The organism is Winogradskyella aurantiaca (genome assembly GCF_003362725.1).
GTDB lineage: Bacteria > Bacteroidota > Bacteroidia > Flavobacteriales > Flavobacteriaceae > Winogradskyella_A > Winogradskyella_A aurantiaca.
Genome location: NZ_QKTV01000004.1, coordinates 287,223 through 312,712 on the forward strand (window position 1 = coordinate 287,223; position 25,490 = coordinate 312,712).

At 37.0% G+C, this 25,490-nt stretch carries 25 protein-coding genes and 2 tRNA genes; 12 read left to right on the top strand and 15 right to left on the bottom strand.

The genetic code is table 11. The features are described 5' to 3' along the window. Positions 1–12: 12 nt before the first annotated feature. From DN064_RS08995 to mutS, 4 genes are all read right to left on the bottom strand, one after another. Complete coding sequence (locus DN064_RS08995) at positions 13–540, bottom strand: YybH family protein (protein WP_115462302.1); 528 nt, start codon at positions 538–540, stop codon at positions 13–15. A 64-nt stretch (positions 541–604) separates the two neighbouring features. Further along, positions 605–689, bottom strand: a tRNA-Leu gene (locus DN064_RS09000). 34 nt (positions 690–723) lie between these two features. Continuing rightward, positions 724–795, bottom strand: a tRNA-Gly gene (locus DN064_RS09005). A 90-nt stretch (positions 796–885) separates the two neighbouring features. Then, positions 886–3,498 carry a DNA mismatch repair protein MutS gene (gene mutS / locus DN064_RS09010; protein ID WP_115462303.1) on the bottom strand — a complete coding sequence of 871 codons (2,613 nt, stop codon included), beginning with the start codon at positions 3,496–3,498 and terminating at the stop codon, positions 886–888. Between the two features lie 119 nt (positions 3,499–3,617). On the opposite strand from mutS, the gene DN064_RS09015 reads away from it, so the two are divergent. Then, positions 3,618–4,148, top strand: a complete 531-nt coding sequence (locus DN064_RS09015) for an RNA methyltransferase (RefSeq protein ID WP_115462304.1) — start codon at positions 3,618–3,620, stop codon at positions 4,146–4,148. Here the strand turns inward: DN064_RS09015 and folK are convergent. Continuing rightward, positions 4,145–5,284 carry a 2-amino-4-hydroxy-6-hydroxymethyldihydropteridine diphosphokinase gene (gene folK, locus DN064_RS09020; protein WP_115462345.1) on the bottom strand — a complete coding sequence of 380 codons (1,140 nt, stop codon included), beginning with the start codon at positions 5,282–5,284 and terminating at the stop codon, positions 4,145–4,147. The genes DN064_RS09015 and folK overlap by 4 nt on opposite strands. A gap of 67 nt (positions 5,285–5,351) precedes the next feature. On the opposite strand from folK, the gene DN064_RS09025 reads away from it, so the two are divergent. Beyond that, positions 5,352–6,056 (top strand): queuosine precursor transporter, encoded by a 705-nt coding sequence (locus tag DN064_RS09025; protein WP_115462305.1) that lies wholly within the window; start codon positions 5,352–5,354, stop codon positions 6,054–6,056. Positions 6,057–6,422: 366 nt separating this feature from the next. On the opposite strand, the gene DN064_RS09035 is transcribed toward DN064_RS09025, so the two are convergent. Next, positions 6,423–7,217 (bottom strand): DUF2797 domain-containing protein, encoded by a 795-nt coding sequence (locus DN064_RS09035; RefSeq protein WP_115462307.1) that lies wholly within the window; start codon positions 7,215–7,217, stop codon positions 6,423–6,425. A gap of 43 nt (positions 7,218–7,260) precedes the next feature. On the opposite strand from DN064_RS09035, the gene DN064_RS09040 reads away from it, so the two are divergent. Then, positions 7,261–8,775 carry a GH3 auxin-responsive promoter family protein gene (locus DN064_RS09040; RefSeq protein ID WP_115462308.1) on the top strand — a complete coding sequence of 505 codons (1,515 nt, stop codon included), beginning with the start codon at positions 7,261–7,263 and terminating at the stop codon, positions 8,773–8,775. Between the two features lie 232 nt (positions 8,776–9,007). On the opposite strand, the gene clpX is transcribed toward DN064_RS09040, so the two are convergent. The 6 genes from clpX to DN064_RS09070 all read right to left on the bottom strand — a co-directional run bounded on the left by clpX (position 9,008) and on the right by DN064_RS09070 (position 14,304). Continuing rightward, complete coding sequence (gene clpX, locus DN064_RS09045; RefSeq protein ID WP_115462309.1) at positions 9,008–10,240, bottom strand: ATP-dependent Clp protease ATP-binding subunit ClpX; 1,233 nt, start codon at positions 10,238–10,240, stop codon at positions 9,008–9,010. A gap of 44 nt (positions 10,241–10,284) precedes the next feature. Further along, positions 10,285–10,959, bottom strand: a complete 675-nt coding sequence (gene clpP, locus DN064_RS09050; RefSeq protein ID WP_115462310.1) for an ATP-dependent Clp endopeptidase proteolytic subunit ClpP — start codon at positions 10,957–10,959, stop codon at positions 10,285–10,287. A gap of 87 nt (positions 10,960–11,046) precedes the next feature. Beyond that, positions 11,047–12,369, bottom strand: a complete 1,323-nt coding sequence (gene tig, locus DN064_RS09055; protein WP_115462311.1) for a trigger factor — start codon at positions 12,367–12,369, stop codon at positions 11,047–11,049. Between the two features lie 80 nt (positions 12,370–12,449). Beyond that, a complete protein-coding gene (locus tag DN064_RS09060) occupies positions 12,450–12,797 on the bottom strand; it encodes a phage holin family protein (protein ID WP_115462312.1) in 348 nt (115 codons plus the stop codon). Between the two features lie 35 nt (positions 12,798–12,832). Further along, the gene (locus DN064_RS09065; RefSeq protein WP_115462313.1) at positions 12,833–13,594 is read right to left on the bottom strand and encodes an alpha/beta fold hydrolase; all 762 of its coding nucleotides are present in this window, start codon (positions 13,592–13,594) and stop codon (positions 12,833–12,835) included. After that, a complete protein-coding gene (locus DN064_RS09070) occupies positions 13,591–14,304 on the bottom strand; it encodes a pyridoxine 5'-phosphate synthase (RefSeq protein WP_115462346.1) in 714 nt (237 codons plus the stop codon). Before DN064_RS09070 ends, DN064_RS09065 begins: the two co-directional genes overlap by 4 nt. A gap of 88 nt (positions 14,305–14,392) precedes the next feature. On the opposite strand from DN064_RS09070, the gene DN064_RS09075 reads away from it, so the two are divergent. The 9 genes from DN064_RS09075 (at position 14,393) to DN064_RS09115 (ending at position 23,116) form a co-directional block, all read left to right on the top strand. Further along, a complete protein-coding gene (locus DN064_RS09075) occupies positions 14,393–15,052 on the top strand; it encodes a CBS domain-containing protein (protein WP_115462314.1) in 660 nt (219 codons plus the stop codon). A 2-nt stretch (positions 15,053–15,054) separates the two neighbouring features. After that, positions 15,055–15,918, top strand: coding sequence for an NAD kinase (locus DN064_RS09080; protein WP_115462315.1), 864 nt, complete (start codon positions 15,055–15,057; stop codon positions 15,916–15,918). A gap of 100 nt (positions 15,919–16,018) precedes the next feature. Beyond that, the gene (porG, locus tag DN064_RS09085) at positions 16,019–16,708 is read left to right on the top strand and encodes a type IX secretion system protein PorG (protein WP_115462316.1); all 690 of its coding nucleotides are present in this window, start codon (positions 16,019–16,021) and stop codon (positions 16,706–16,708) included. 2 nt (positions 16,709–16,710) lie between these two features. Then, the gene (locus DN064_RS09090) at positions 16,711–17,454 is read left to right on the top strand and encodes an isoprenyl transferase (protein WP_115462317.1); all 744 of its coding nucleotides are present in this window, start codon (positions 16,711–16,713) and stop codon (positions 17,452–17,454) included. A 28-nt stretch (positions 17,455–17,482) separates the two neighbouring features. Beyond that, a complete protein-coding gene (locus DN064_RS09095; protein ID WP_115462318.1) occupies positions 17,483–19,999 on the top strand; it encodes a BamA/OMP85 family outer membrane protein in 2,517 nt (838 codons plus the stop codon). A gap of 155 nt (positions 20,000–20,154) precedes the next feature. After that, positions 20,155–21,342, top strand: a complete 1,188-nt coding sequence (locus DN064_RS09100; protein ID WP_115462319.1) for an OmpH family outer membrane protein — start codon at positions 20,155–20,157, stop codon at positions 21,340–21,342. Between the two features lie 49 nt (positions 21,343–21,391). Further along, positions 21,392–21,901: an OmpH family outer membrane protein gene (locus DN064_RS09105; RefSeq protein ID WP_115462320.1), complete on the top strand. Its 510-nt coding sequence runs from the start codon at positions 21,392–21,394 to the stop codon at positions 21,899–21,901. 58 nt (positions 21,902–21,959) lie between these two features. Further along, the gene (gene murI, locus DN064_RS09110) at positions 21,960–22,739 is read left to right on the top strand and encodes a glutamate racemase (RefSeq protein WP_115462321.1); all 780 of its coding nucleotides are present in this window, start codon (positions 21,960–21,962) and stop codon (positions 22,737–22,739) included. A 5-nt stretch (positions 22,740–22,744) separates the two neighbouring features. Next, positions 22,745–23,116, top strand: coding sequence for a GTPase (locus DN064_RS09115; RefSeq protein ID WP_115462322.1), 372 nt, complete (start codon positions 22,745–22,747; stop codon positions 23,114–23,116). Here the strand turns inward: DN064_RS09115 and DN064_RS09120 are convergent. The 3 genes from DN064_RS09120 to DN064_RS09130 form a co-directional block, all read right to left on the bottom strand. After that, entirely contained in the window at positions 23,082–23,603 is a 522-nt protein-coding gene (locus tag DN064_RS09120; RefSeq protein ID WP_115462323.1) for a gamma carbonic anhydrase family protein, read from the bottom strand. The two genes, DN064_RS09115 and DN064_RS09120, sit on opposite strands and share 35 nt — an antisense overlap. 27 nt (positions 23,604–23,630) lie before the next feature. Further along, a complete protein-coding gene (locus DN064_RS09125; RefSeq protein WP_449441485.1) occupies positions 23,631–24,641 on the bottom strand; it encodes a PorP/SprF family type IX secretion system membrane protein in 1,011 nt (336 codons plus the stop codon). Between the two features lie 2 nt (positions 24,642–24,643). Beyond that, the coding region (locus DN064_RS09130) for a T9SS type B sorting domain-containing protein (protein WP_232827461.1) at positions 24,644–25,490 on the bottom strand (847 nt) is incomplete at its 5' end.

A 25,490-nucleotide genomic window follows, 5' to 3' on the forward strand; every position in this document is an offset into this window, starting at 1 on the left:
ATAGGATAACGATCAATTATTAACAAAAGGAGAAAAATCATCAATTGCCTTTGCATCAAAAAAGTGGGTCTTATCAATTGTATCCCCTTCTGATGAATCGTAGTCCATGATTATTTTCCATTGTGCATATTGTTTTTTAAATAAAACATGAAATTGCCCATAAAAATAGCTTTGGTTTCCCTCTTTGTCAGTAATACTCAATTGATAGACCCCTCGCTCACTGGCTATATTAGCATTGTTGATACGTTCAAAAAAACGCAATTCAATATGGCGTGTTTCGTTACGTGATGTAATGGCCTGAAAGTTGGACTTGTAACTGTTAATGTAAGCATCATAATCACTTATTCTCGCACCACCAGAAATACGGACTAGATCCTCAGCATGAATTTTAGCCATGTACGTATAATCTAATGAATCAAAAGCCCTGTAAAAATCAGCCCATACTAAGTTGATCTCATCTAATACTTCAGAAGACGTGTTTTGTCCGTTAGCAAAAGAAAGGAAACTAATGCACCAAATTATGAGTAGTTGTTTTTTCATAAAAGCTATTTGGTACTGAAGATAAAACAAAAAAGCCAGAACATAGGTTCTGGCTTTTTATCTGTACTGAAGGCGGGACTTGAACCCGCACGGCCATAATGGCCATTGGATTTTAAGTCCAACGTGTCTACCAATTCCACCACTTCAGCAACTTGTTACACGACTGCAACTAATCTTATTGTGAGCGAAAGACGGGATTTGAACCCGCGACCCTCACCTTGGCAAGGTGATGCTCTACCCCTGAGCTACTTTCGCAATATGTAATGAACTTCGCTTTAAAAGCGGATGCAAATTTAAGCTTTTTATAATAAAAGCAAAGATTTTTAGATAATAAATACGGATTTATTAGGCCTGCTTTTTCTTGACCAGCATTCGTTTGATTTCGTTGAGCTTCATTAAAGCTTCCACTGGAGTGAGAGTATTAATATCTGTATTAACAATCTCATCTTTAATGGAATCTAACAGAGGGTCATCCAATTGAAAGAAACTTAATTGCATGTCGTTATTAAGTTCTTGAATAGACTCTTTATGATCATCAGTAGCGTGAGACTGTTCTAACTTTTTTAGGATTTTTTGAGCCTTTACAATTACCTGACTAGGCATTCCTGCCATCTTTGCTACATGAATTCCAAAAGAGTGCTCACTTCCGCCTTCGACTAGTTTCCTTAAAAACAAGACATTGTCTTTAAGTTCTTTTACAGCAACATTGTAATTTTTAATACGCTCGAAGGTATTGGTCATTTCATTTAACTCATGGTAATGTGTTGCAAACAATGTCTTAGCTCTAGCAGGATGTTCATGCAAATACTCACTTATGGACCAGGCAATTGAAATACCATCATAAGTACTTGTACCACGCCCAATCTCATCTAAAAGCACCAGACTTCGCTCGGATAAGTTGTTTAGGATGGAGGCCGTTTCATTCATCTCTACCATAAATGTAGATTCCCCCATAGAAATATTATCGCTAGCTCCGACACGGGTAAATATTTTATCAACAATACCAATTTTAGCAGAATCTGCAGGCACATAACTCCCCATTTGTGCTAATAGCACTATTAAGGCAGTTTGCCTTAAAATGGCAGATTTACCAGACATATTAGGCCCAGTAATCATAATCATTTGCTGCTCATCCCTATCAAGAAATACATCGTTGGCAATGTAGGTCTCACCCAATTTCAATTGTCGCTCAATTACGGGATGTCTTCCACTTTTAATAGCTATGGTATGTGACAGATTGATTTCAGGTCGATGATAGTTACATTTTTTAGCCAACTGTGTAAACCCGGCCAAAACGTCAACCTCAGCAATAATTTTTGCATTGATTTGAACCTGAGAAATATACTGCTGCAACCAGTGAACTAACTCGTCATAAAGTTGCTGTTCAAGTATTGTAATTCGTTCTTCAGCTCCAAGAATTTTGGACTCATAGGTTTTTAATTCTTCTGTTATGTAACGTTCAGCATTGACGAGGGTTTGCTTTCTAACCCAATTCTCAGGAACCTTATCTCTATGGGTGTTTCTTACTTCAAGGTAATAACCAAAAACATTATTTGATGAAATCTTGAGACTTGGTATCCCCGTAGCTTCAGACTCTCGAGTTACCAAATCGTCTAAATAGGTTTTTCCTGATTTTGAGATTTGCCGTAACTCATCCAATTCCTGGGAAAACCCATCTGCAATGGCTTGCCCTTTTTGAATATTCACAGGAGCCTCTTCAAACAAGGTTTGTTTTATTCGCTCACATAATTCTGTACAATCCACCAACTCTCCTCCTAATTGGCTCAAAACATCATTGGAACTTGAACTAAGTTGCGCCTTAACAGGATCTATAGCCTCCAGAGAATTCTTAAGTTGAATGGCTTCTCGTGGCTGTATTTTTGAAGTGGCTACTTTTGAAATGAGACGTTCTATATCACCAATTTTTTTCAGCTGATGACCAATAAGTTCATAGAGGTTTTGCTCAATAATAAAACTGTCAATAACGTTATGACGTTTTACTATTTCTATTTCGTCCTTTAGAGGTAGGGCCAGCCAACGTTTAAGTAGCCGACTCCCCATGGACGTTTTTGTGTGATCAATGACATCTAACAAGGTAGTAGCTTGCAAATGAGGTGACTGATACAATTCTAAATTACGAATCGTGAACCTGTCCATCCATACATAAGCATCTCTCTCAATACGACGGATATTGATAATATGGGATAAACGATGATGTTGGGTTTCATTTAAATAGTGAAGAATAGCACCCGCAGCAATAACCCCTTCAAATAAGTCATGAATGCCAAATCCCTTTAATGAATTTACTTTAAAATGCTTGATCAGAGTTTCATTAGCATAATCTGCTTGAAAAATCCAATCTTCAAGGGTATATAAGTGTCCACCATACTCAAATATTCCCTCAAACTCACGCTTAGCCTTTTTGGAGATAATAACCTCCTTTGGAGAAAAGTTTTGGAGTAATTTATCTATATATTCCGCATTTCCCTGTGAGGTTAAAAATTCTCCAGTTGAAATATCAAGAAATGCAATTCCTAATCGGTGGTCCTCCATATAAATGGACCCTAGGAAGTTATTAGATTTAGAATTTAAAATATCATCATTTAGTGCAAGGCCTGGCGTAATCAGCTCTGTAACGCCTCGTTTTACAATAGTTTTGGTCTGCCTAGGATCTTCTAATTGATCGCAAATAGCAACACGTTCCCCTGCCTTCACTAACTTTGGCAAATAGGTGTTTAAAGCATGGTATGGAAAACCAGCCAAGGCGGTTTCCCCTTCTGTTCCTGCTGCTTTCTTAGTGAGAATAATGTCAAGAATGGCGGCCGTTTTAACAGCATCAGGCCCAAAGGTTTCATAAAAATCACCTACTCTAAATAACAACAAGGCATCTGGATATTTAGCTTTGATGCTATTATATTGCTTCATTAGGGGTGTTTCTTTCTTCGTCTTCTTTGCCAACTTGTTTTAGTTTTAAACTTTATTTTTGCTCTAAATGAATTCAACTAAATTAACCATTTACCTAAGTTGCCCCCCTAATAGATTGTATAAGTTATCTACAAAATCAGGAAGATTTCAACATGCGAAAGCTAAAAAATAGTGAACTAAACAGATTGGAAATTGCGGACTTTAAAAAAACCGCCAAAACACCTATTATTATAATTTTAGATAACATCAGGAGTCTTAATAATATTGGATCAGTGTTCAGAAGTTCGGATGCTTTTCTTATTAAGAAGATTTATCTGTGTGGCATCACTGCCACACCACCTAATAATGAGATTAGAAAAACAGCACTTGGCAGCACAAATTCAGTAGATTGGGAATACGCTGAAGACACTATTGAGGTCGTTAAAATGCTTCAACAAAAAGGAACGATAGTGTGTTCCATTGAACAAGCAGATAAAGCACTTATGCTAAACGAATTTCAGCCCGATGATTCGAAAGAATACGCCTTCGTATTTGGAAATGAGGTAAAAGGGGTTTCTCAGGAGGTAGTCAGTGCTTCTGACTTTGTCATAGAGATCCCACAATTTGGAACCAAACACTCACTAAATATTTCAGTGAGTGCTGGGGTTGTCATTTGGGATGTGTTTTCAAAAATGAAGCATTAAGTCTTTCTTAAAAATGCATCGATCTCAGACAGAATCCAGATAAAATCTTTTCTGTTTTTTACAAAATCTTTATTGGATACATCTAAAACTAGAACCTTTAGATCCGTCTGATTTTTAAGAAACTTAAGATAGCCTTTTTGAATCTTGTTTAAGTAGTCGACTGAGATTTCTTGTTCATACTCACGCCCACGTTTTTTAATGTTCTCTATCAAGGTTGGACTATTCTGAAACAAATAGACATAAAGATTAGGTCTAGGTAGATCTTTGAACATTTGATAGAATAAGGTTCTGTAAAGTCTAAACTCTTCTTGCGATAATGTAATTTCTGAAAAAATCAAGGATTTGAAGACGTAGTAATCACTTACTAAAAACTCCTTGAAGAGACTTAATTGACCCAAGTCCTCTGTTATTTGCTGATACCGATCTGCTAAAAAGGACATTTCAAGGGTAAATGCATAGCGCTCTGGATCCTTATAAAATTTAGGCAAAAAAGGATTGTCCGCAAAGCGCTCAAGTATTAATTGACCATTGAACTCTGACGAGATCAAATGAGCCAGACTTGTTTTTCCAGATCCTATGTTACCTTCTATAGCCAAATAATCTAACTTAGGAAATTGACTGCTTAAACCCGGAGGTTTTAATTCCTCGTTAGTAGGTTCAATCGGTGTTTTATCATCACAAGACTCCAATAACTCTAATATGGTTTTTCCGGTTATAGGATCAATGAAATCAATCGCAATTTCACATAAGGGTTGTAACACAAATCGCCTCTCCCTAAGTCTTGGATGCGGTATTTTTAATTCTGAATAATCAAGACACAGGTTCTCATAAAATAAAATATCCAGGTCAATTACTCGAGATGTATATCCATCAATAGATTTTTGTGCACGCCCCAATTCCGTTTCAATATGTTGTAATTTTTCAAGTAATTCCTCTGGACCAAGGGTAGTTTGTAATGTGCAACAAACGTTATAAAATTTTGGTCCTTCAAACCCAAAAGCTGTAGTCTCATAGACCGCTGAAATGGCACTTACTTGCCCTACTTTGGTATGCAATGCGTTAAGAGCAGATTGAAGAAAATGTAGACGCTTCCCCAGATTGCTTCCTAATCCTATATGTACAACATGCCTTTCCAATTTGGTGCGCAAATTAATTAAACAAAATTTAAAGCCTTATCTTTACTTCAACAATTTATCAGCCTTAATGCCCTTAAAAGACAAGCTCCTTGCCCATCGTATCTACCTGTTTTTAGGAGCTCTTTTTATAACCTCCTTAGTCGTTTCAAATCTTATTTTTCAGAAATTCTTTTACTGGTATCCCATAGGGTCAGAAATATTTGGGACAAAATTATTTGAAATCTCAGTGGGGATCTTACCTTATCCAATTACCTTCTTAATTACGGATCTAATCAGCGAAATCTATGGTAAGAAACGGGCCAATGATATAGTTATAGCTGGAATATTTGCTTCCTTTTTTTCAATGTTAATTATTTACACGGCAAACGCAGTGCCTGCAACGGAATGGTCGCCGGTTGACAATGAACTTTTCAGTACCGTTTTTGGGAGTACAGCAATTGCGGTATTTGCTTCAATGATGGCGTATTTGTTAGCTCAATTCTTTGATATACACATTTATCATTTTTGGAAAAAAATCACAAAAGGCAAACATCTTTGGTTAAGAAATAACTTCTCTACCTTCTCTTCTCAATTTGTAGATACAGCTACCGTTTTGCTGCTACTTTGTAGTTTTGGTAAAATTGAATGGGAACGCTTTACGGGTCTTCTTGTGGCAGGTTTCTTGTTTAAAGTTCTTATAGCTGCTTTTGATACACCGTTTTTATATCTAGGCGTTTACATTTTTAGAAAACGTTTTAGTTTGAAAGTAAATGAGGAAATTGACCTCAATTAAAAAGCGGCTTAACGCCGCTCCTTAATCATTGCTTATCTGTAATTTTCTCTTTCATAAGGGACCTTTATCGGTCGATCTTCATAGAAATGATCGAACGTTTTGTCCGTTGTGTAGTTATCTGTCAAAACCTTGTACACCATTATAACAACCATTACCTGACCTAATACAGTCAAATAAAAGACCCAGTTGAAGGGTAAACTCATTGCGCTCATGATCGTCACCGTTATAAGTAACAGCGTTGTAATAACAACATATATCATTGGCGAGTGTTTCAATTTTTGATTTTGTTTAAATATATATAATAATACTTAAACAAAATTACTTTTAACGTTGCTCTAACACTCTAACTAGCTTAATGATTTCATTTTAATTCACTTGAATCCGAACTATCATCCCTTCGTTGGATCGTACGTTGAACACCGTTTCATCTTCAAAAAGTAAATACTGACCCTTAATTCCTTTTAATCGTCCCATATATGAATCTTGCTTCCTCAAGTTCAGGGGTTTAGGTTTGGCAGGATACTGTTCAACAGGGAAATGCAGATGCAATTCTTCTCGAGACTCTAAATAAAAGTCAGACACCTCTTCTGGTAGATATTGTTTAAGTTCCTGCCTTACAGCTAACAAGTCGGCATCCTCCACCTGATTTGTTACCATTCTCCTCCAATTGGTTTTGTCTGATATATGGGCTTTTAGAGCCACTTCAGTGATCCCAGCCAAGTATCGATTTGGAACCTCGATAATTTCCAGGGCTTCATGAGCCCCTTGATCAATCCACCTTGTTGGTACCTGTTGCTTTCGTGTGACACCCACCTTGACATTGCTGGAATTGGCTAAATAGACAATGTGTGGTTGCAATTGTACCTTCCTTTCATATTCCAAATCCCTATCCTCGATTCCTAAATGCGCTTTACTAAGCTCTGGACGCATGATCCAATCACCCGCCACGGGTTGTTCAAAAAAACAGCTCCTACAGAAGCCCTGTCTAAAAATTTCTTTATGTAAACCACAACTCAAACATTGCTCACCTGTCATCTCAAATCTGAGTTCTTTATTTATAAGTTGATTTATATGAAGAAAGTCATTCTCAAAGACCAAATAATACTGAATTGGGTCTTTAAATTCAGTCTGCATTTTAGTCAATACGCCTTCGTAAACCATAAAAGAAATTTCTTATTTTTAGCGACATAAAGATAGCTATTCCATGCCAATTCCTATTGTCAATTCTATAGTATCCTGGTTTCTTAAAAAGCGATTTCATCAAATCGATTTTTTTCTAAAATATCCAAATGAGGTACAGTCTGAATTGCTTCAAAACTTGCTGCATTTGGCAAAACATACCGAAATAGGGAAACAGTTCGACTTTGCCTCTATACATAGCTATGAAGAATTTGCTCAACGGCTTCCGATTGTAAGTTATGAGGAAGTTCAACCCCTTATTGAGCGCAGTCGTCTTGGTGAGCAGAATATTCTTTGGCCCAAACCTATAAAGTGGTTTGCTAAATCCAGTGGTACCACCAACGCAAAAAGTAAATTCATTCCTGTAACTACAGACTCACTTGAAGATTGCCACTATGCCGCCAGTAAAGATTTGCTGTGTATGTACCTCAATAATAATGAAAACTCGCAGCTTTTCACTGGAAAGAGTCTTAGACTGGGTGGAAGTAAAGAATTGTACAAGGAAAATGGTACCGTTTTTGGGGATTTAAGTGCCATTCTTATTGACAATATGCCGTTCTGGGCAGAATTTAGCAGTACCCCGAGTAGTAAGGTTTCATTAATGAGTGAGTGGGAAGAGAAAATGGCTGCTATAGTAAATGAAACTGTTGAAGATAATGTTACTAGTCTTGCCGGAGTTCCTTCTTGGATGTTGGTACTGCTTCAGCACGTGCTTGAAACAACGGGCAAAACCAATCTCCTTGATATTTGGCCAAATCTAGAGGTGTATTTTCACGGTGGAGTGAGCTTTCATCCTTATATTGAACAGTATCGGTCTATCATTCCTGACCCCAGTTTCAAATATTATGAAATATATAATGCTTCAGAAGGATTTTTTGCGATTCAGGATCAAAACTACACCGGTGATCTTTTATTAATGCTGGACTATGGTATTTTTTACGAGTTTATACCTATGGACGGATATGGTACTGATGATCAAAAAGTAATTCCCTTAAGTGACGTCAAACTTAACACCAATTACGCTATGATCATTACTACCAATGCGGGATTATGGCGATATAAAATTGGCGATACAATTCGATTCACATCTCTAAAACCCCATCGCATTAAAGTTTCAGGTAGAACAAAACACTATATTAATGCATTTGGTGAGGAATTGATTATTGAAAATGCAGAAGACGCTCTTAAAAAAGTATGCAAACGCACAGGAGCAGAAATTGTTGACTATACCGCCGCACCAATTTACATGAGTGGCAAAAGTAAAGGGGCCCACGAATGGTTAATTGAGTTTAAATCAGAACCCGAAGACCTCAGTTATTTTCGGGATTTATTAGACAACACACTAAAGTCATTAAACTCAGATTACGAGGCAAAACGGTATAACAATATGACTTTGAATCCTCCTAGAATCAATATTGCAAAACCTAATTTATTCTATTATTGGCTAAAGAAGCATCACAAACTTGGTGGCCAACATAAGGTTCCAAGACTTTCTAATAACAGAACCCTACTTGACGAGCTATTAAAGATGAATATGTAGTCTCTGTTCATCGGAAAAAATAGCAAGTTCCTTTTTAAAATCGTATAAATACTGGTCTTTGTCTAAAAGATGTCTGGATAATTCACTCCAGAAATGAATCCTATTATATTAGCATCATCATCTTCAAAAAAGTCGAAAAAAATCAGCTTTATTAATATTAATCCATTATAAAATTAATAGCCACGCACCTCTTGCGAGATCGTGGCTATTATATTTTAGTTTATTGCTGTTTTTAAGAAACAGCCTTTAACTTCTTAAGGGTGCTTTTCGACAATTTATCTTCAGCATAAGATTTAGTCACGTTAAGCTTGGTTTCTTCAGAACCTGGTAGATTAAACATCGCATCCGTTAGAATCTCTTCACAAAGAGATCGTAAACCTCTGGCTCCAAGTTTATATTCAACAGCCTTTTTCACAATAAAATCTAAAGCTCCGTCGGTAACACTTAGTTCCACATCATCCATAGAAAACAGCTTTTTATACTGCTTGATTATGGCATTTTTTGGTTCGGTTAGGATAGCTCTCAAGGTATTTGCATCCAATGGATCCATGTGAGTTAATACTGGGAGTCTTCCAATAATCTCAGGAATTAACCCAAAATCTTTTAAATCTCTTGGCGTTATGTACTGCAGAATATTAGAGTTATCTACGGTTTCTCCTTTATTGATAGAACTATATCCAATAGCCTGCATGTTCAAGCGCTTGGTGATTACGCGCTCTATTCCATCAAAGGCACCACCAGCTATAAATAGGATGTTCTCTGTATTAACTTCAATAAATTTCTGATCTGGATGTTTACGCCCACCTTTTGGTGGTACATTAACAACGGTTCCTTCCAATAACTTTAACAACGCCTGTTGAACCCCCTCACCTGATACGTCTCTGGTTATAGATGGATTATCACTTTTTCTAGCGATTTTATCTATCTCATCTATAAAGACAATACCACGTTCTGCCTTCTCAAGGTTATAATCAGCTGCTTGAAGTAATCGTGTTAAGATACTTTCTACATCTTCACCAACATATCCCGCCTCAGTTAAAACTGTTGCGTCAACAATTGCCAGAGGTACGTTAAGCATTCTTGCAATGGTTTTTGCCATTAAAGTTTTACCAGTACCTGTCTGACCAACCATGATGATATTACTTTTCTGTATTTCTATATCATCATCCGTTGGAGCCTGAAGCAACCGTTTGTAATGATTGTATACTGCAACCGACATGATTCGCTTGGTATACTCCTGACCAATAATGTACTCGTCCAGAAAACTCTTAATGGCTTTTGGTTTTTTAAGCATGAGTTCTGCAGATAAATCTGCACCCTTATTTTGCTTAGATTCTTCCAGAACAATCCCATAAGCCTGCTCGATACATCTGTCACAGATATGGGCATCCAATCCAGCAATCAATAATTTGGTTTCAGATTTTTTTCTACCACAAAAGGAGCATTCTAATTCTTCTTTGGCCATACTTTTAATTTATTGTTCGTTGCTTAGGTCGCAATTTACCTGAATTACTTGCGCTCTAAAACCTCATCAATCATACCGTAATCCTTAGCTTCGTCAGATTTCATCCAATAATCTCTATCAGAATCTTTCTCTACTTGATCATAGGGTTTACCAGAATGATTAGAAATGATGGTATATAGTTCTTCTTTTACCTTAATTGTTTCTCTCACAGCAATTTCCATATCAGACACTTGACCCTGAGTACCACTCATTGGTTGGTGAATCATAACTCTAGAGTGCTTGAGAGCAGATCGTTTTCCGGCTTCCCCAGCGCATAACAATACAGCAGCCATTGACGCTGCGATACCTGTACAAATAGTTGCCACATCTGGCTTTACAAACTGCATAGTGTCATAAATACCTAGTCCTGCATAGACGCTTCCACCTGGAGAGTTAATATAAATCTGGATGTCTTTTGATGAATCAACACTTTGTAAAAACAATAATTGTGCTTGTATAATGTTAGCCACTTGATCATTAACACCTGTGCCTAAAAAGATAATACGATCCATCATTAGTCGTGAAAACACATCCATTGCCACGGCATTCATCTGGCGTTCTTCAATAATATTAGGAGTTAAATTAGTAGGGTACATACTGGTTATGATACTGTCATAATATGTACTGCTAACTCCCTGGTCTTTTATCGCGAATTTCTCAAATTCTTTGGCGTAGTTCATTCTAAATATTTGGTTTTATTTTTAATAATTAAGGCTCAAAAACCAACGGTTTTCAAGCCTTAAAGATACTAATTTATTAACAGATGATTACTTGTACACTTCCTTTACAAAATCATCGTAACTAACTTCTTTCACCTTGAGTTTCAATTCTTTCTTAAAGAGGTCTAAAAGCTTCTTACTCATAAGTTGCTCGTTCAATCGCTTAACTTCATCCTGATTAGACAGTATTCTAGCAGCAATTCCTTCTAATTCTTCTTCAGACGGATTCATCTGACCAAATTGAGCCATTTGTCCTTTGATCATTTCCATGGCAAATGCCTTTAATTCATCGAATTGATTCTGTAATTCGAAATTCTCAACAAGCTTTCCTTCAATCAACTGATATCGCATACTCTTTTCAGACTTTACGTATTCTTCTTGAGCCTGCTCAGGGGTCATTGCTTCTTCACCAGCCGTTTGCATCCATTTCTGAAGAAAATCTGCAGGAAGATCAAACTTGGTATTCTCAATTAAATACTCAGTAGCATCGTTTAACAACTTCTGCTCACTTTGCTGGGCAAATTGCTTTTCTGAATCTTCCTTAATTCTATCTTTTAATTCGGTCACCGTTGTTACCTTACCGTCACCAAACAACTTATTGAACAGGTCTTGATCCAAATCTGCTAATTCACGCGTGTTGATTTCTGACACCTCCAAAGACACTTCAATATTTAAATCTTTAGCCTGGTCTCTTTCTACCTTAAGAAAGGTTACCAAATCAAGTTCATCCTTGAATAAATTCTTAGTTTTTAAGGTTATTACATCACCAACTTTTGCGCCAATGAACTTCTTAATATTGGTCTTACCCTTTATCTTATCTAACTCAAAAGTGGCTACGTTTTCAATACCAGCTTCTTCATTTGCAAACTTTCCAGTAATCTCTGAATTTTCTTCAATGGACTCCTGAGAAATCAACTTCCCATATTGCTTTTGAATATGCTCAACCTGATTATCAATCATTTCCTTGGTGGCAACAATATTGTATTGGGTGATGGCCTTCTTATTCTTCAAGCTTACCTCAAATTTTGGCGCCAACCCTAGTTCAAACTCAAAAGAAAAGGCATCAGAGTCCCAGTTTAGATCGTCTTGAGGTTTTGGTAGAGGATTTCCTAAAACATCTAATTTTTCTTCAACCAAATATTTACCAAGAGCGTCTTGTAATAATTTATTGACCTCGTCCACCAAAACAGCCTTTCCATACTGCTTTTTCACCATTGACATTGGCACATGCCCTTTTCTGAAACCGGGAATGTTTGCTGATTTTCGGTAATCAGATAGTACTTTTTCAACCTTATCCGTATAGTCTTCTTTAGAAATATCAACTGTTACTACAGCATTTAAATCATCAATGTTTTCTCTTGTAATATTCATTTGTAATACAATCTAAAATTGGCCTGCAAAAATACAACATTTTTCACAACCCAACAACAGATTAAACCGTTGAATCTAAGTTACTTTTCTTCCGTTTTAAAAACAGAAAATAATAAGGCTTCTGAAATAGCTAAAAGGATACTAAATACTATGGCGCTCCAGACACCATCCACGCTAAATCCAGGAACAAGAGAATTAGCTAATAAGATGATAAAGGCATTAATAAAAAGTAGAAAAATCCCAAAAGTAATTACCGTTACAGGTAAGGTTAAAATAATTAAAATAGGCTTTATAAAAAGATTTAAAACCGCAAGTACTACCGCAACAATAATAGCAGTTAAGTAACTACCAACGTATACACCGCTTAAAATATTGGCTAGTACTACAACTGCAATTGCACTTAATAGTGTTCTTAGTAATAAGTTCATACCCTGTAATTCTCACCTAAATATAGGTAAATATGTTAAACGAACTTACTCACAGCAGTGTAAAACTCTTGGGGATTCTCTGCATGTAACCAATGGCCAGCATTGCTAATTGTGACGATTTTAGAATTAGGAAAATGTTGCTTGATGAGTGCCTCATCTGCAAACTGTATGTATTCTGATTTGTCACCTCTTAGGAACAGCGTTGGCCCTGAAAAAAGTGATGATTTATCAAGTGCTTCACCCACCTCTTCCACATTCTCTTTTAGTACTGGAAGATTAATTCTTAACCCAAGAACTCCCTTTTCAACCCAATACAAATTCTTAAGTAAGAATTGACGCGTACCGATTTCAGTAACATACTTACTCAACTCTATATCAGCCTCGTAACGTGTACTTATTGTTGTGAAATCCAATGCTGAAAGACCTTTAAGAATGGCATCATGATGTACTGGATAGAATCTAGGTGAGATGTCAGCAACAAGAAGTTTAGAAACTTTAGTAGGATAGGAAGTTGCAAAGTTCATAGCCGTTTTACCTCCCATTGAGTGCCCTAATAAAGTCACCTCATCTAAAGTGTTTGAATTTATGTATTCCAATAAATCCTGCGCCATTATATCATAGTTAAATTCATTTGAATGAGTACTTCTTCCATGATTTCGCTGATCGACTAAATGAACCTGATATCCTAAATTAGCAAAACGACGCCCAAGGGTTTTCCAATTGTCTCCCATCCCTAAAAATCCATGAAGGATTATGAAAGGGCTCCCCTCTCCTATGACATTAGCATGTAATTTCATTGCAAGCGATGTAAATACATTTGTACAACATTTTCAATACCAAAATAAAGGCTTTCCGAAATCAAGGAATGACCGATAGACACCTCGAGTAAGCCCTCAATATTCTCTCTAAAAAACCGGATATTCTCAAGAGAAAGATCATGACCTGCATTAACACCTAATCCAATTGAGTTGGCCAGTTGAGCGCATTTGGCATACGGCTCTATTGCAGAAGTATTGCCTTGAGCAAATTGTTGTGCATAATCTTCGGTGTAAAGTTCAATACGGTCCGTTCCCACTTCTTTAGCACCTTCAACCTTTTTTAAATCCGGATCCAGGAATATAGAAGTCCTAATCCCTTTTGAATTAAACTCAGCAACCATTTCTTTTAAGAAAGATTTATGCTTGAGGGTATCCCATCCAGCGTTTGACGTTATAGCGTCTTCAGCATCCGGCACCAAAGTTACCTGTGTAGGCTTAATACTGCTAACCAAATCTACGAAAGAAGGAATCGGATTGCCCTCAATATTATACTCAGTAGTAACCACTTGTTTTAAATCCCTGGCATCTGCGTACCGTATATGACGTTCGTCTGGTCGTGGGTGCACCGTTATTCCTTGTGCCCCAAAGCCTTCTACATCTTGAGCAAACTTCAAAAGATTTGGCACATCGCCGCCACGGCTATTTCGCAGTGTCGCTATTTTATTAATGTTCACACTTAACTTAGTCATACCCTGAATAATTTGAAGTGCAAAAATACAAAGGCCTAAGTGCTTTACTGACGATATTATGATAAATTTGTAGTAGAAAAGGAGGGCCATGCAATTAGAGAATTTTATTATCAACGATATTAAACCTGTAGATTTAACTGAAACGGTTGGTGAGTTACAGCAGTCTTTTAATCAATTGACCTATTCGCATATTCCAGTGCAACAAGATGGAGTCTATTTAGGCTGTATATCAGAAACTGATGCTCATTGCTTTGATGCTAATGAAAGCATTAATGAACTTCGTTATGCAGCTGAAGGGTTTTTTGTAAAGTCAACGACGAATTGGTTAGATGTATTAGAGGCATTTGCTCAAAACAACACCAACATCATGCCTGTTTTGGACGTTTCGGATAATAGGTATTTAGGCTATTATGAGTTAAATGACTTCATTCATCTGTTTCATGAAACCCCATTTTTATCAGAACCTGGAGGAATTGTTATAATCGAAAAGGGTATAAAAGATTACTCCTTTAGTGAGATTGCACAGATTGTTGAGTCCAATAATGCAAAGCTCTTTGGCGCCTTTATTTCTAAAATTGATAGTGATTTAGTTCAAATTACACTGAAAATAGGCGATAGTGGTATTAACGACATTCTCCAAACATTTAGGAGATATAGTTATGAAATCGTTGCAGGACACGAGCAAGATGATTATATCGAAAGTCTAAGAGACCGCTCGAAGTATTTGGATAAATATCTCAACATTTGAATATGAAGGTTGCTATATATGGTCAAATTCAAAACGACCTCAATACCCATACATTTCATTCACTGGTTTCTATTTTAAAGAGCTATGATGTAACTGTATTAGTTGAACAAAATTTTTATAACCTCATGAGTGCTGATGAGCCCTTTGAGACCTATAAAGAACTAGACAGCAGTTACTCGTTATTAATAAGCATTGGCGGTGATGGCACTATATTAAGAGCAGTTACTTTAATTAGAAATTCCGGTATTCCTATTGTTGGGATTAATACCGGTAGACTAGGTTTCTTAGCTACGATATCACTTGATCAATTTGAAACCTCTATAGAACAATTGCTAAATGGAAATTACCAACTATCAAAACGTCGCCTGTTAAGCGTTTCTACGTCAATACCTAACAAAGATATTGAACACACCAATTTTGCACTAAACGAAATAACTGTAAGCAGAAAAAATACAACTTCGATGATTACTGTCGAAACCCACTTAAACTCTGAGTATTTAACTTCATATTGGGCCGACGGGCTCATATTATCTACCCCAACGGGTTCAACAGGATATTCGTTAAGTTGCGGAGGACCCGTAATTACTCCTGAATCTAAAAACTTTGTTTTAACACCTATCGCGCCTCATAATTTAAATGCTAGGCCTTTAGTAATTAATGACGATACAATTGTAAAGCTAAAAGTTACTGGAAGAGAGAAAGAGTATTTAATATCCTTAGATTCAAGAATTGTTACGCTTCCAAATGTCTGTGTTGTAACTGTAAAAAAAGCTGAATTTTATATAAATCTGGTTGAATTGGAAGACAAGAGCTTTCTTAAAACAATCAGGAAAAAACTACTTTGGGGAGAGGACCAGCGGAATTAAACAATAAAAACAGTCATTATTAGTTAAAAGCTAAGACCTTTTAGTGTCAAATTATTATCAGCTTATCATAATTATTATATTTGCAAACTTTTAACAATCAATGCGTCACGTCATCCTAGTTTTTACGGTATTTATGGTCTCTCATATATCACACTCTCAAATTTATGAAGTTGGTGTTTTTGGCGGAGGCAGTAATGTTATTGGCGACGTAGGATCAACGCAGTACATTAACCCAAATTCTCTTGCTTTTGGTGCTATAGCTAAATGGAACAGAAGTCCAAGACACTCCTTTAGAGCATCTGTTATCTTTTCAAAATTACAAGGTAAAGATTCGAAGTCTGGTGATCCGAGAAGACAACAGCGAAATTACGATTTTGAAACCCAGTCTGTAGAAATCTCTGGAGGTATGGAATTTACATTTCTGGACTTTGACCTTCATGATTCAGCTTTAAAAGTCACACCATATTTATACACAGGTATTACTGCGTTGCATCACGATAATTATTTTTTTGATGCAAACGGTATATATACCTCAGAAAATACCAGTAGTTGGGCTTGGGGTATTCCAATGGTAGTTGGTGTAAAAGCCAATATTACTACGCACTTTATTTTAGCTTTAGAGGTTGGCTTTAGATATACATTTTCCGATGAAATTGACGGCAGTGTTCCTGATAGTCCCGAACGAAGTAATCTAAGTTTTGGCAATACAAATAGTAATGACTGGTATAATCTTACGGGATTAACTTTAACTTATACCTTTGGACGACGACCATGTTATTGTAATTTCTAATTATGACCTTAAAGGACCAAATAAATAAAACCAAGCTCCCAGCACATATCGCCATTATTATGGATGGTAATGGGCGTTGGGCTAAGCAAAAGGGAATGGTCCGGGTATTTGGTCATGAAAATGGCACAAAGGCAGTACGTCAAGCTGTTGAAGCAAGTGCTGAAATTGGAATTAAAAACTTAACACTTTACGCATTCTCGACTGAAAATTGGAATCGACCTAAACTCGAGGTCCAAACCTTGATGAAATTGCTAGTAAAGTCGTTAAAAAAAGAAATCAAGACCCTTCAGGATAACAAAATTAAGCTTCAAGCAATCGGTCATTTGGAGGATTTACCAAAAAATGCGATTGCAGAGCTTAGATATGTTATCGATCAAACTAAGAATAATGAGAATATGACATTAACCTTGGCTTTAAGTTACGGAAGTCGTGATGAAATTGTTAAAGCCTTTAAAGATATTTCAACTAAAGTTAAAAATAACATAATTTCAGTTGACACTATAGACGAATCCATTATAAATAAGCATCTTTACACGCAAAATTTACCAGATGTTGACCTACTAATCAGGACTAGTGGCGAGCACCGAATTAGTAACTTTTTATTATGGCAAATCGCCTACGCTGAATTGTATTTTACAGATATTTTATGGCCAGACTTTGCGAAGGAAGACCTATATGAGGCCATATTAAATTATCAAAATAGAGAACGTAGATTTGGAAAGACTAGCGAACAACTTACCTCTTAATATAACATCACTCTTAAAGCACTTTGTAATGACACTATTTTTTATGGTGTCATTAGTTGTTTCTGCACAATCCACCATTTCCAATTTGGGTGAAAAGTATACCATTAGAGATATAATTGTTACTGGTAACACATCTTTTAACGCCAATACTATTATTACATTCTCTAGACTTAGAAAAGGGGATGAGATTGTAATTGGTGGCGAAAAAATTGGTGCTGCCGTAACCAAACTCTGGGGTTCAAATTTGTTTAGTAATATTGATATTTACCTCACTAATATTGAGGGTAATTTAGCTGATGTCGAAATTTACATTCTAGACTTACCCGAATTACGTGAGATAACATTGGAGGGAGTTAAAAAAGGTAAAATTGAAGAAACCCTTAATGAAAACAACCTTAAAGCCGGTGTTAAGGTTACAGAAAACCTCATTGCTACCACAAGAAACTACCTTACAGAAAAATATCAAAAGAAGGGTTTTTATAACACCAAAGTAAATATCATCACGAGAGAAGTACAGGACTCTGTTGAAAAACAGCGGGTTGATATGTTTGTTGGTGTTGATAAGGGTGAAAAGGTTAAGGTGAAATCCATTACCATTAATGGTAATAATCGCTTGTCAGACAGCAAGGTGAGAGGTGCTATGAAGAACACGAAAAAGAAGATGCTTTTACGTTTCTACAAGCGGTCTAAATACGTTGAAGAGGATTATCAAGAAGATTTAAAAAATATCATTGACTTATACAAAGAAAACGGATATCGCGATGCACGTATTTTAAGTGACTCACTAATTGTTCATGATAAGAAGAATATCTCATTGGTTATAAACCTTGATGAAGGAGAACAATATCGCTATGGTAAAATTGACTTTGTAGGAAATACAGTTTTCGGTGATGAAACCTTAGGCGCCATTTTGGGTATTGGATCGGGTGATACCTATAACGGTGTAGAATTAAGACAGCGTATCATGGATGATAGTAAACCAGATGCTCTTGACCTGACAAATTTGTATCAGAACAATGGTTATATGTTTTCTCAGATTAATGCTGTGGAGGTTAGTGCAGAAGGCAACACAATTGATTTAGAGGTGCGAATTATTGAAGGTAAGCCTGCTTATTTTAATAATGTGACTATTACTGGAAACGATGTTACCAACGACAGAGTAATCTATCGTGAGATCAGAACAAGACCTGGTGATCTTTATAGTAAGGCTAATATCATTAGAACAATACGAGAATTAGGTGCACTCGGATTCTTTGACCCACAGCAACTAACACCTAATATTACAAATCCTAACCCAGTTGATGGCACACTTGACATTGAATATGCAGTTGTAGAAGCAGGATCAAGTCAAATTGAGCTCCAAGGAGGATACGGAGGCGGAGGTTTTATTGGAACTTTAGGACTTTCCTTTAATAATTTTTCAATTAAGAACATATTTAATAAGGAGGCCTATACACCTGTTCCAAGAGGAGATGGACAAAGTCTTGCTCTGAGGCTTCAAGTGAGTCAGTTTTTTCAAACGTTTAGCTTTTCATTTGCCGAGCCATGGTTTGGCGGTAGAAAACCAACCCAACTGTCAACATCCTTATCCTATTCGAGGCAGTTTTTATTCGATCCTATATCTCGAAATGCCGATAGAGACCGGAGTTTTAATATTATAGGAATTACATTTGGTAAGTCCAATCGATTATCAGACCCTGATGATTATTTTGTACTATCTCAAGCACTGAGTTTTCAAAACTATGATTTAAATAACTACAGAACACAGTTATTTACATTTGAAAATGGCTACTCCAATAACCTTTCCTACACCATAGCATTGAACAGAAACAACACCTATACAGATCCAGTTTATCCATTAGGAGGTTCTAATTTTCTGGTATCACTTAAGTTTTCTCCCCCGTATTCCTTATTTGACGGAAGAGATTATAAAGCCCTTGCTGAGGAACGTGAATTACTAGATCCAGGAGATCCTGATGATCTTACACGTATTGCTCAGATTGACCAGCAACGTTTTGATTGGTTGGAATTCTACAAGGTTAAATTTAAGTTTGATTGGTATCAGGAATTGGCAAAAAAATTAGTACTCAGACCAAGTATCGAATTTGGGTTCCTCGGTGCTTACAATCAAGACAGAGGAGTAATTCCATTTGAACGCTTCTTCTTAGGAGGTGATGGACTTGGTAATTTCGCACTAGACGGAAGAGAAGTAATTCAGCTACGAGGATACCCTAACCAATCCTTATCAACAGTAGATGGAAGTTCTATATACAACAAATTTTCGCTGGAACTCAGATATCCAATAACATTGGGGGCTCAAGCCAAGATTTATGGATTGACCTTTTTAGAAGGGGGATCCTCATTTGTAGATTTCAAAAATTTTAGTCCGTTTAGATTAAACAGATCTGCTGGTTTAGGGTTACGTGTATTCATGCCAGCATTTGGATTATTAGGTATTGATTTTGGTTATGGATTTGATCCATTACCAGGATTAACACAACCTAATGGATGGGAAACACACTTTATAATTGGACAGCAGTTTTAAGTTTGGCACGGTATTTTCTTAGGTCAGACTGTGGTTTTCAAGTTGATGCCAAAATTTTTAATGATTTATTTCGTTAATTTGATGTATAATTGCACCGTCTTTTACCTATGGGATCACATTTGTTTTGCTTTTACGGTGCGCAGGCTAAATCAACAATGAAAATAACTAAGTACAACGTTCTTTTTTTATTATTCTTTTTTGCATGCTTTTGCAATACCCTTAAGGCTCAAAAGAGTATACGAATTGGCTATATTGACACTGAATACATTTTAGAAAATATTCCCGATTATCAGGAGGCTACAAGACAATTGGATCAGCGAATCGCCAAATGGAAAACGGAGGCTGAAACCAAACTCAAGGATATTGAGCAAAAGAAAAAACAGCTTGAAAACGAAAGTGTATTACTGACGAAGGAGTTGTATGACGAACGAATGGAAGAAATTGCTTTTGAAGAAGCTGAAGTATTAAATTTTCAGGAAAAACGATTTGGACCAAACGGCGATGTGTTCTTACAAAAACGCCAACTTATGCAGCCGATCCAAGATCAAATTTATGCTGCCGTTCAAGACATAGCAGATCGCAGAAAGTATGATTTTATTTTTGATAAAAACTCAGATTTTTTGATGCTCTACTCGGCCGAGCGTTATGATATAAGTGATTTAGTAATTAGAACCATAACACGCGCTGATCGACGGAAGCAAGCTAATAGTTTTGATGAACGCAAAGCGTTGAGAGAAGAAGAAGCTATCGATTCAAAGACCTTTGAGGAAATTGAACGAGAAACTGAAATTGCCACACAGCAAGCAAAAAGAGACAGTCTACTTTCAGACAGACGTGCTCAAAGAGAAGCGGACCTTGCTGAACGAAAACGTCTTCAGGATTCAGCCAGAGAGGCTAGGAAAGCAGAAGCTCAAGCAAGACGCCAAAAAGCATTGGATGAGCGCAATGCAAGAAACAATCCTGTAGAACAGAAAGATTCTGTGTCATCAGATGCAGCAGGAAAAGCGGCTGTAGGTGCTGCTGCAACGTTACCACCAGCAGGTTCTGATGCTAAATCCGTTGGTAAAGAAGCAACGAATAAAGCATCCTCAGAGGCCGAATCAACAGAAAAAACAGCAGCGCAACTTCAAGAAGAAAGAAGACAACAAAAGCTACAAGAACGTGAAGAACGTCGAAAAGCTCTTGAGGAACGAAAAAAGAAAATTTTGGAACAACGACAAAAAGCAAGAGACGAGCGCGCTTTAAAAGCTAAGAGAGCTGATTCAATTGCCAAGGCCAAGAAAGAGGCGGAGAAGAAGGAAAAAGAGGAAAATGAAGAAGAGAATGTTGAAAACGATAATTAATAATAACTAGTAAATAACAATTAATATATAACAAGTAATACACGAAGAAATGAAACAATTTAAATCATTAGTATTTGCAACGTTGCTTTTTGTTGGGGCAGTAAGTTTTAGTGGAGCGCAGAGTAAAATTGCACATATTAACACTCAGGAGCTGATTGAAGCAATGCCGGAAATGAAGACCGCTGAGGCTGAAATACAAAAATTGGGTAAGACTTACGAAGCTGAAATTCAAGCTTCTCTTACTGAACTTCAAAATAAGGCTAAGCAATACCAAGCTGAAGCGGAAGCGCAAACGCAAGAGGAAAATGAAAAGCGTGCTGTAGAAATAGATGGAATGCGTCAAAGTATTGCACAATATCAGCAACAAGCACAGCAGGATATTGAAAAGAAAAAGTTTGAATTACTAAAACCAATTACAGATAAAGCCAAAGCTGCAATTCAAAAAGTGGCTAGAGCTCAAGGGTTCCAATATGTCATTGATTCAACCGAAGGTGGTGGAGTAATCCTAGCTGATGGAAAAGATCTTTTGGCTGATGTAAAAAAAGAATTAGGATTTTAAGCAATTGAATAAATTCCTTTGAAGCCACTCCAATCGGAGTGGCTTTTTTTATTTTTACATGATGACAAAACCCATTGGTATTTTCGATTCTGGCGTTGGCGGTACTTCTATCCTCGAAGAAATTCATGACTTGCTTCCCAACGAAAACATTATCTACTTGGCAGACAGTAAGAACGCTCCATATGGTGACAGATCATCTGAGGAGATTAAAGAACTAAGTATTAAGAATACAGAATTCTTATTAGCAAGAGAATGTAAAATTATAGTTGTAGCATGCAATACAGCCACCACTAACGCCATTGATAACCTTAGGTCACAATATGAACTCCCATTTGTAGGAATAGAACCAGCTATTAAACCAGCTGCCTTACATACAAAAACCAATACCATCGGGATCCTGGCAACTAAGGGAACTTTGAGTAGTCGTTTATTTCACAAAACATCTAATCTTTTTGCCAGCGATATTGAAGTTATCGAACAAATTGGTGAGGGAATCGTGAGACTCATTGAAGAGGGTCTGTTAGAGTCGCAAGAAATGGTTGATCTCCTACAGACCTACTTGGACCCTATGATAACAGCAAATATTGATTATTTAGTGCTTGGATGTACCCACTACAGTTATCTTATCCCTTTACTAACAAAGTTACTGCCACAGAGTGTCACCATAATCGATTCTGGCGAAGCCGTGGCCCGGCAGACAAAACATCTTCTCAGAAAGAATGGATTACTGTCAAATTCTACCAAAAAAGGAACGGTTTCCCTGCTAACAAATGGTAATCCTGAAATTATAAAGACAATTACCCGACATAAATATCAAGTAACCCAAGAAAGGTTTTAAACCCTATGCCAGGTAAATTAGTTTTTGTTTACAACGCAGATTCTGGAATATTAAATGCAGTCATGGACTCGGCGCACAAATTAATAAGTCCATCTACCTATTCTTGTAGTCTTTGTGCTCTTACCTATCACACCTTTGGAGAAAAGAAACTCTGGAAGAAATTCCGCAAAGAAAGTTCTTTAGAATTGGATTTTCTGCATAAAGATGAATTTGAAAATAAATATCCAGATCAGAATCACGAATTACCAGTCATTTTCTATGAAGAAGATTCAGACCTTACTATGATTATGACAAATAAAGAATTGAATAGCACAAAAGATTTAAGAAGTTTAATCGAAACCCTTACTCAGAGGTATCAAACCAACTTGAATAGGTAACGTAATTATTGGCTATTCTGTCGATTTCACCTGATAATAATTCCGGACTCACATCTTTGATCTTCTTAGCTGGGGTGCCAGCATATATACTTCCAGCTTCCACATAAGTTCCTTTAGTAACAACAGCACCTGCCGCAATTATAGAATTACTTTCAATAATACAGTCATCCATAACAATACTTCCCATTCCAATAAGAACATTGTCCTTAATAGTGCAACCGTGAATAATGGCATTATGGCCAACAGAAACATTATCACCAATATTAGTGGGTGACTTCTGATATGTGGCGTGAATAACAGCCCCATCCTGAATATTCACTTTATTACCAATTTTAATGTAATGCACGTCACCTCTAATCACCGCGTTAAACCAAACACTGCATTGCATCCCCAAAGATACTTCTCCTACTATAGTAGCATTTTCGGCTATAAAACAATCGGATGGAATAACTGGAAATTGACCTTTAACGGGAAGAATAACCGGCATAACTGAAACTAAAATTGTGAATAATACTTAATTAACGGCTGGACAGTTACACTCAAATTTCTTTCTTCTACAACCAAAGTTGTAACCTAGTGTAAGTTGATGGAATCCACCCGTATTAAAATTCACCGTATTGGCTTGATAGGTATAGGTATAAGCAAAAACAAATTGCTTGTAATCAATTCCTAGAAAAGGCGTAATGCCTTGAAAATTTTCACCAGCTGCCTGATCACCACCAAGGACATTAGCGCTATCTAATGCCAACCTATAAGATAATCCACCCCAGACTTTTCCAAAATTCATTTCTTTATATGCCTTAAAATTAAAATCAAAAGAACTTTCGGAAGTAGCGTCTCGCCTCATAAACATAATGGATGGCTCGTAACTCCACTCACTGCCATATTTATTTATTACATAACCAGCTGATACTAGATATGTTCTCAAATTTCTAAACTCTAAACCTTGTTCATTAAAATTAATACCATCGTTCTCAAGTAAATTTTTTACTGTCGCATGGGCGTAGAAATCTAAATAATGATAAGAAAAGCCAACATCTATATTGAAGTTTGTTGCCGATTGTACCTGACCAGATACAATCTGATCAAAATCACCTGGGGCAAGCCAAGATGTTTCGTCTACCGTATATTGTAAAAACCCTGCATTGATACCGAAGGACAACATATTAAGATCGATTTCATTTCTTGAAAACATCAAATGGTAAGCGAAAGAAGCATATCCTCCTATAGTTGAATGGTAACCATTTTCGTCATTGAAGAAAATACCACCAATACCAACAGGACCTTCACCAACACGACCATTAGCACTTACCGTTTGTAAATTTGGAGCATTATCCACACCAAACCACTGGTTTCTTGCTGTTAGTCTTATCTTAGCACAATTAGCAACACCAGCCATAGACGGGTGTATTAAATAATAATTATCTGTCAAATAATCTGAATAAACTGGAACCCCCTCTTGTGCAAATCCGAACGAAGTAGTGAGGGTGATTAATGCTATTAACCAATACTTTTTAAACATAATAATTAGCGTTTCAAGGTAAAATGGGCTTTAAATATTTTGGGGTCCCCTGTCCGTGGTTCTGTATAGTTCACCGTAAACCAGTAATCATCACTTGGCATACGACTTCCATTGTAGGTGCCATCCCAGCCTGGCCCTGTTGGACTCAGCTCTACCAGGAGTTTCCCGTATCTGTCAAAGATATAAATTTTTGCATTAGCTTGATTGTCTATCCCACTTATCTGCCATAGCTCATTGTTGCCATCTCCATTGGGCGTAAAGTAGCGTGGATAGTCCATTACCGTTACCGTCACACTTACCAATCCACATCCATTTCTATCTCTGGCCGTAATCACATGCTCCCCTATTGTCACATTTGTAAATGTGCCCTCTTCTTGCCATGGTCCATTATCCAGACTGTACTCATACACCCCTATTCCCGTGGCCATAGCCTCGATCATATGGTTGCTTGAAAAGGCCTCTGTGGTTACCTCTGCTGTCAACTCTGGTAGATCACTATCAATCACTACCGTACTAAAACTACTGCTACAATTGGTCACCTGCGAACTGCCTATGTCGGTGATTACCACCTCATAGTCCCCGCTCTGGGTTGCTATAATACTCGGTGCTATCTCATCCACCAACAGATCCCCATTGTAATACCAGTCAAATCGGTACTGTGTTCCTGATAATCCTGTGTCTATCACCGGCGGGGTTACCACTACCTCGGTCCCATTGGTTGTCGCACATAAGACATATCTATCTTCCAGTACGCTCTCTGGTAAGAGATTCACCTGTAAGGTCAACTCGCCTACATCAAAACAAATATCTGGGGCTATCACATTACTCACTCGGGTATAGATCACCTGTGGG

What these genes read in the sequence shown, in the direction of transcription:
- DN064_RS09095 (WP_115462318.1), top strand. Translation starts at nt 17,483, where the DNA reads ATGACACTATTTTTTATGGTGTCATTAGTTGTTTCTGCACAATCCACC.
- murI (WP_115462321.1), top strand. Translation starts at nt 21,960, where the DNA reads ATGATGACAAAACCCATTGGTATTTTCGATTCTGGCGTTGGCGGTACT.
- DN064_RS09015 (WP_115462304.1), top strand. Translation starts at nt 3,618, where the DNA reads ATGCGAAAGCTAAAAAATAGTGAACTAAACAGATTGGAAATTGCGGAC.
- DN064_RS09100 (WP_115462319.1), top strand. Translation starts at nt 20,155, where the DNA reads ATGAAAATAACTAAGTACAACGTTCTTTTTTTATTATTCTTTTTTGCA.
- clpP (WP_115462310.1), bottom strand. Translation starts at nt 10,959, where the DNA reads ATGAACTACGCCAAAGAATTTGAGAAATTCGCGATAAAAGACCAGGGA.
- tig (WP_115462311.1), bottom strand. Translation starts at nt 12,369, where the DNA reads ATGAATATTACAAGAGAAAACATTGATGATTTAAATGCTGTAGTAACA.
- DN064_RS09060 (WP_115462312.1), bottom strand. Translation starts at nt 12,797, where the DNA reads ATGAACTTATTACTAAGAACACTATTAAGTGCAATTGCAGTTGTAGTA.
- DN064_RS09070 (WP_115462346.1), bottom strand. Translation starts at nt 14,304, where the DNA reads ATGACTAAGTTAAGTGTGAACATTAATAAAATAGCGACACTGCGAAAT.
- DN064_RS09025 (WP_115462305.1), top strand. Translation starts at nt 5,352, where the DNA reads ATGCCCTTAAAAGACAAGCTCCTTGCCCATCGTATCTACCTGTTTTTA.
- DN064_RS09080 (WP_115462315.1), top strand. Translation starts at nt 15,055, where the DNA reads ATGAAGGTTGCTATATATGGTCAAATTCAAAACGACCTCAATACCCAT.
- DN064_RS09105 (WP_115462320.1), top strand. Translation starts at nt 21,392, where the DNA reads ATGAAACAATTTAAATCATTAGTATTTGCAACGTTGCTTTTTGTTGGG.
- DN064_RS09065 (WP_115462313.1), bottom strand. Translation starts at nt 13,594, where the DNA reads ATGAAATTACATGCTAATGTCATAGGAGAGGGGAGCCCTTTCATAATC.
- DN064_RS09075 (WP_115462314.1), top strand. Translation starts at nt 14,393, where the DNA reads ATGCAATTAGAGAATTTTATTATCAACGATATTAAACCTGTAGATTTA.
- DN064_RS08995 (WP_115462302.1), bottom strand. Translation starts at nt 540, where the DNA reads ATGAAAAAACAACTACTCATAATTTGGTGCATTAGTTTCCTTTCTTTT.
- DN064_RS09090 (WP_115462317.1), top strand. Translation starts at nt 16,711, where the DNA reads ATGACCTTAAAGGACCAAATAAATAAAACCAAGCTCCCAGCACATATC.
- clpX (WP_115462309.1), bottom strand. Translation starts at nt 10,240, where the DNA reads ATGGCCAAAGAAGAATTAGAATGCTCCTTTTGTGGTAGAAAAAAATCT.
- DN064_RS09115 (WP_115462322.1), top strand. Translation starts at nt 22,745, where the DNA reads ATGCCAGGTAAATTAGTTTTTGTTTACAACGCAGATTCTGGAATATTA.
- DN064_RS09120 (WP_115462323.1), bottom strand. Translation starts at nt 23,603, where the DNA reads ATGCCGGTTATTCTTCCCGTTAAAGGTCAATTTCCAGTTATTCCATCC.
- porG (WP_115462316.1), top strand. Translation starts at nt 16,019, where the DNA reads ATGCGTCACGTCATCCTAGTTTTTACGGTATTTATGGTCTCTCATATA.
- DN064_RS09040 (WP_115462308.1), top strand. Translation starts at nt 7,261, where the DNA reads ATGCCAATTCCTATTGTCAATTCTATAGTATCCTGGTTTCTTAAAAAG.
- DN064_RS09035 (WP_115462307.1), bottom strand. Translation starts at nt 7,217, where the DNA reads ATGGTTTACGAAGGCGTATTGACTAAAATGCAGACTGAATTTAAAGAC.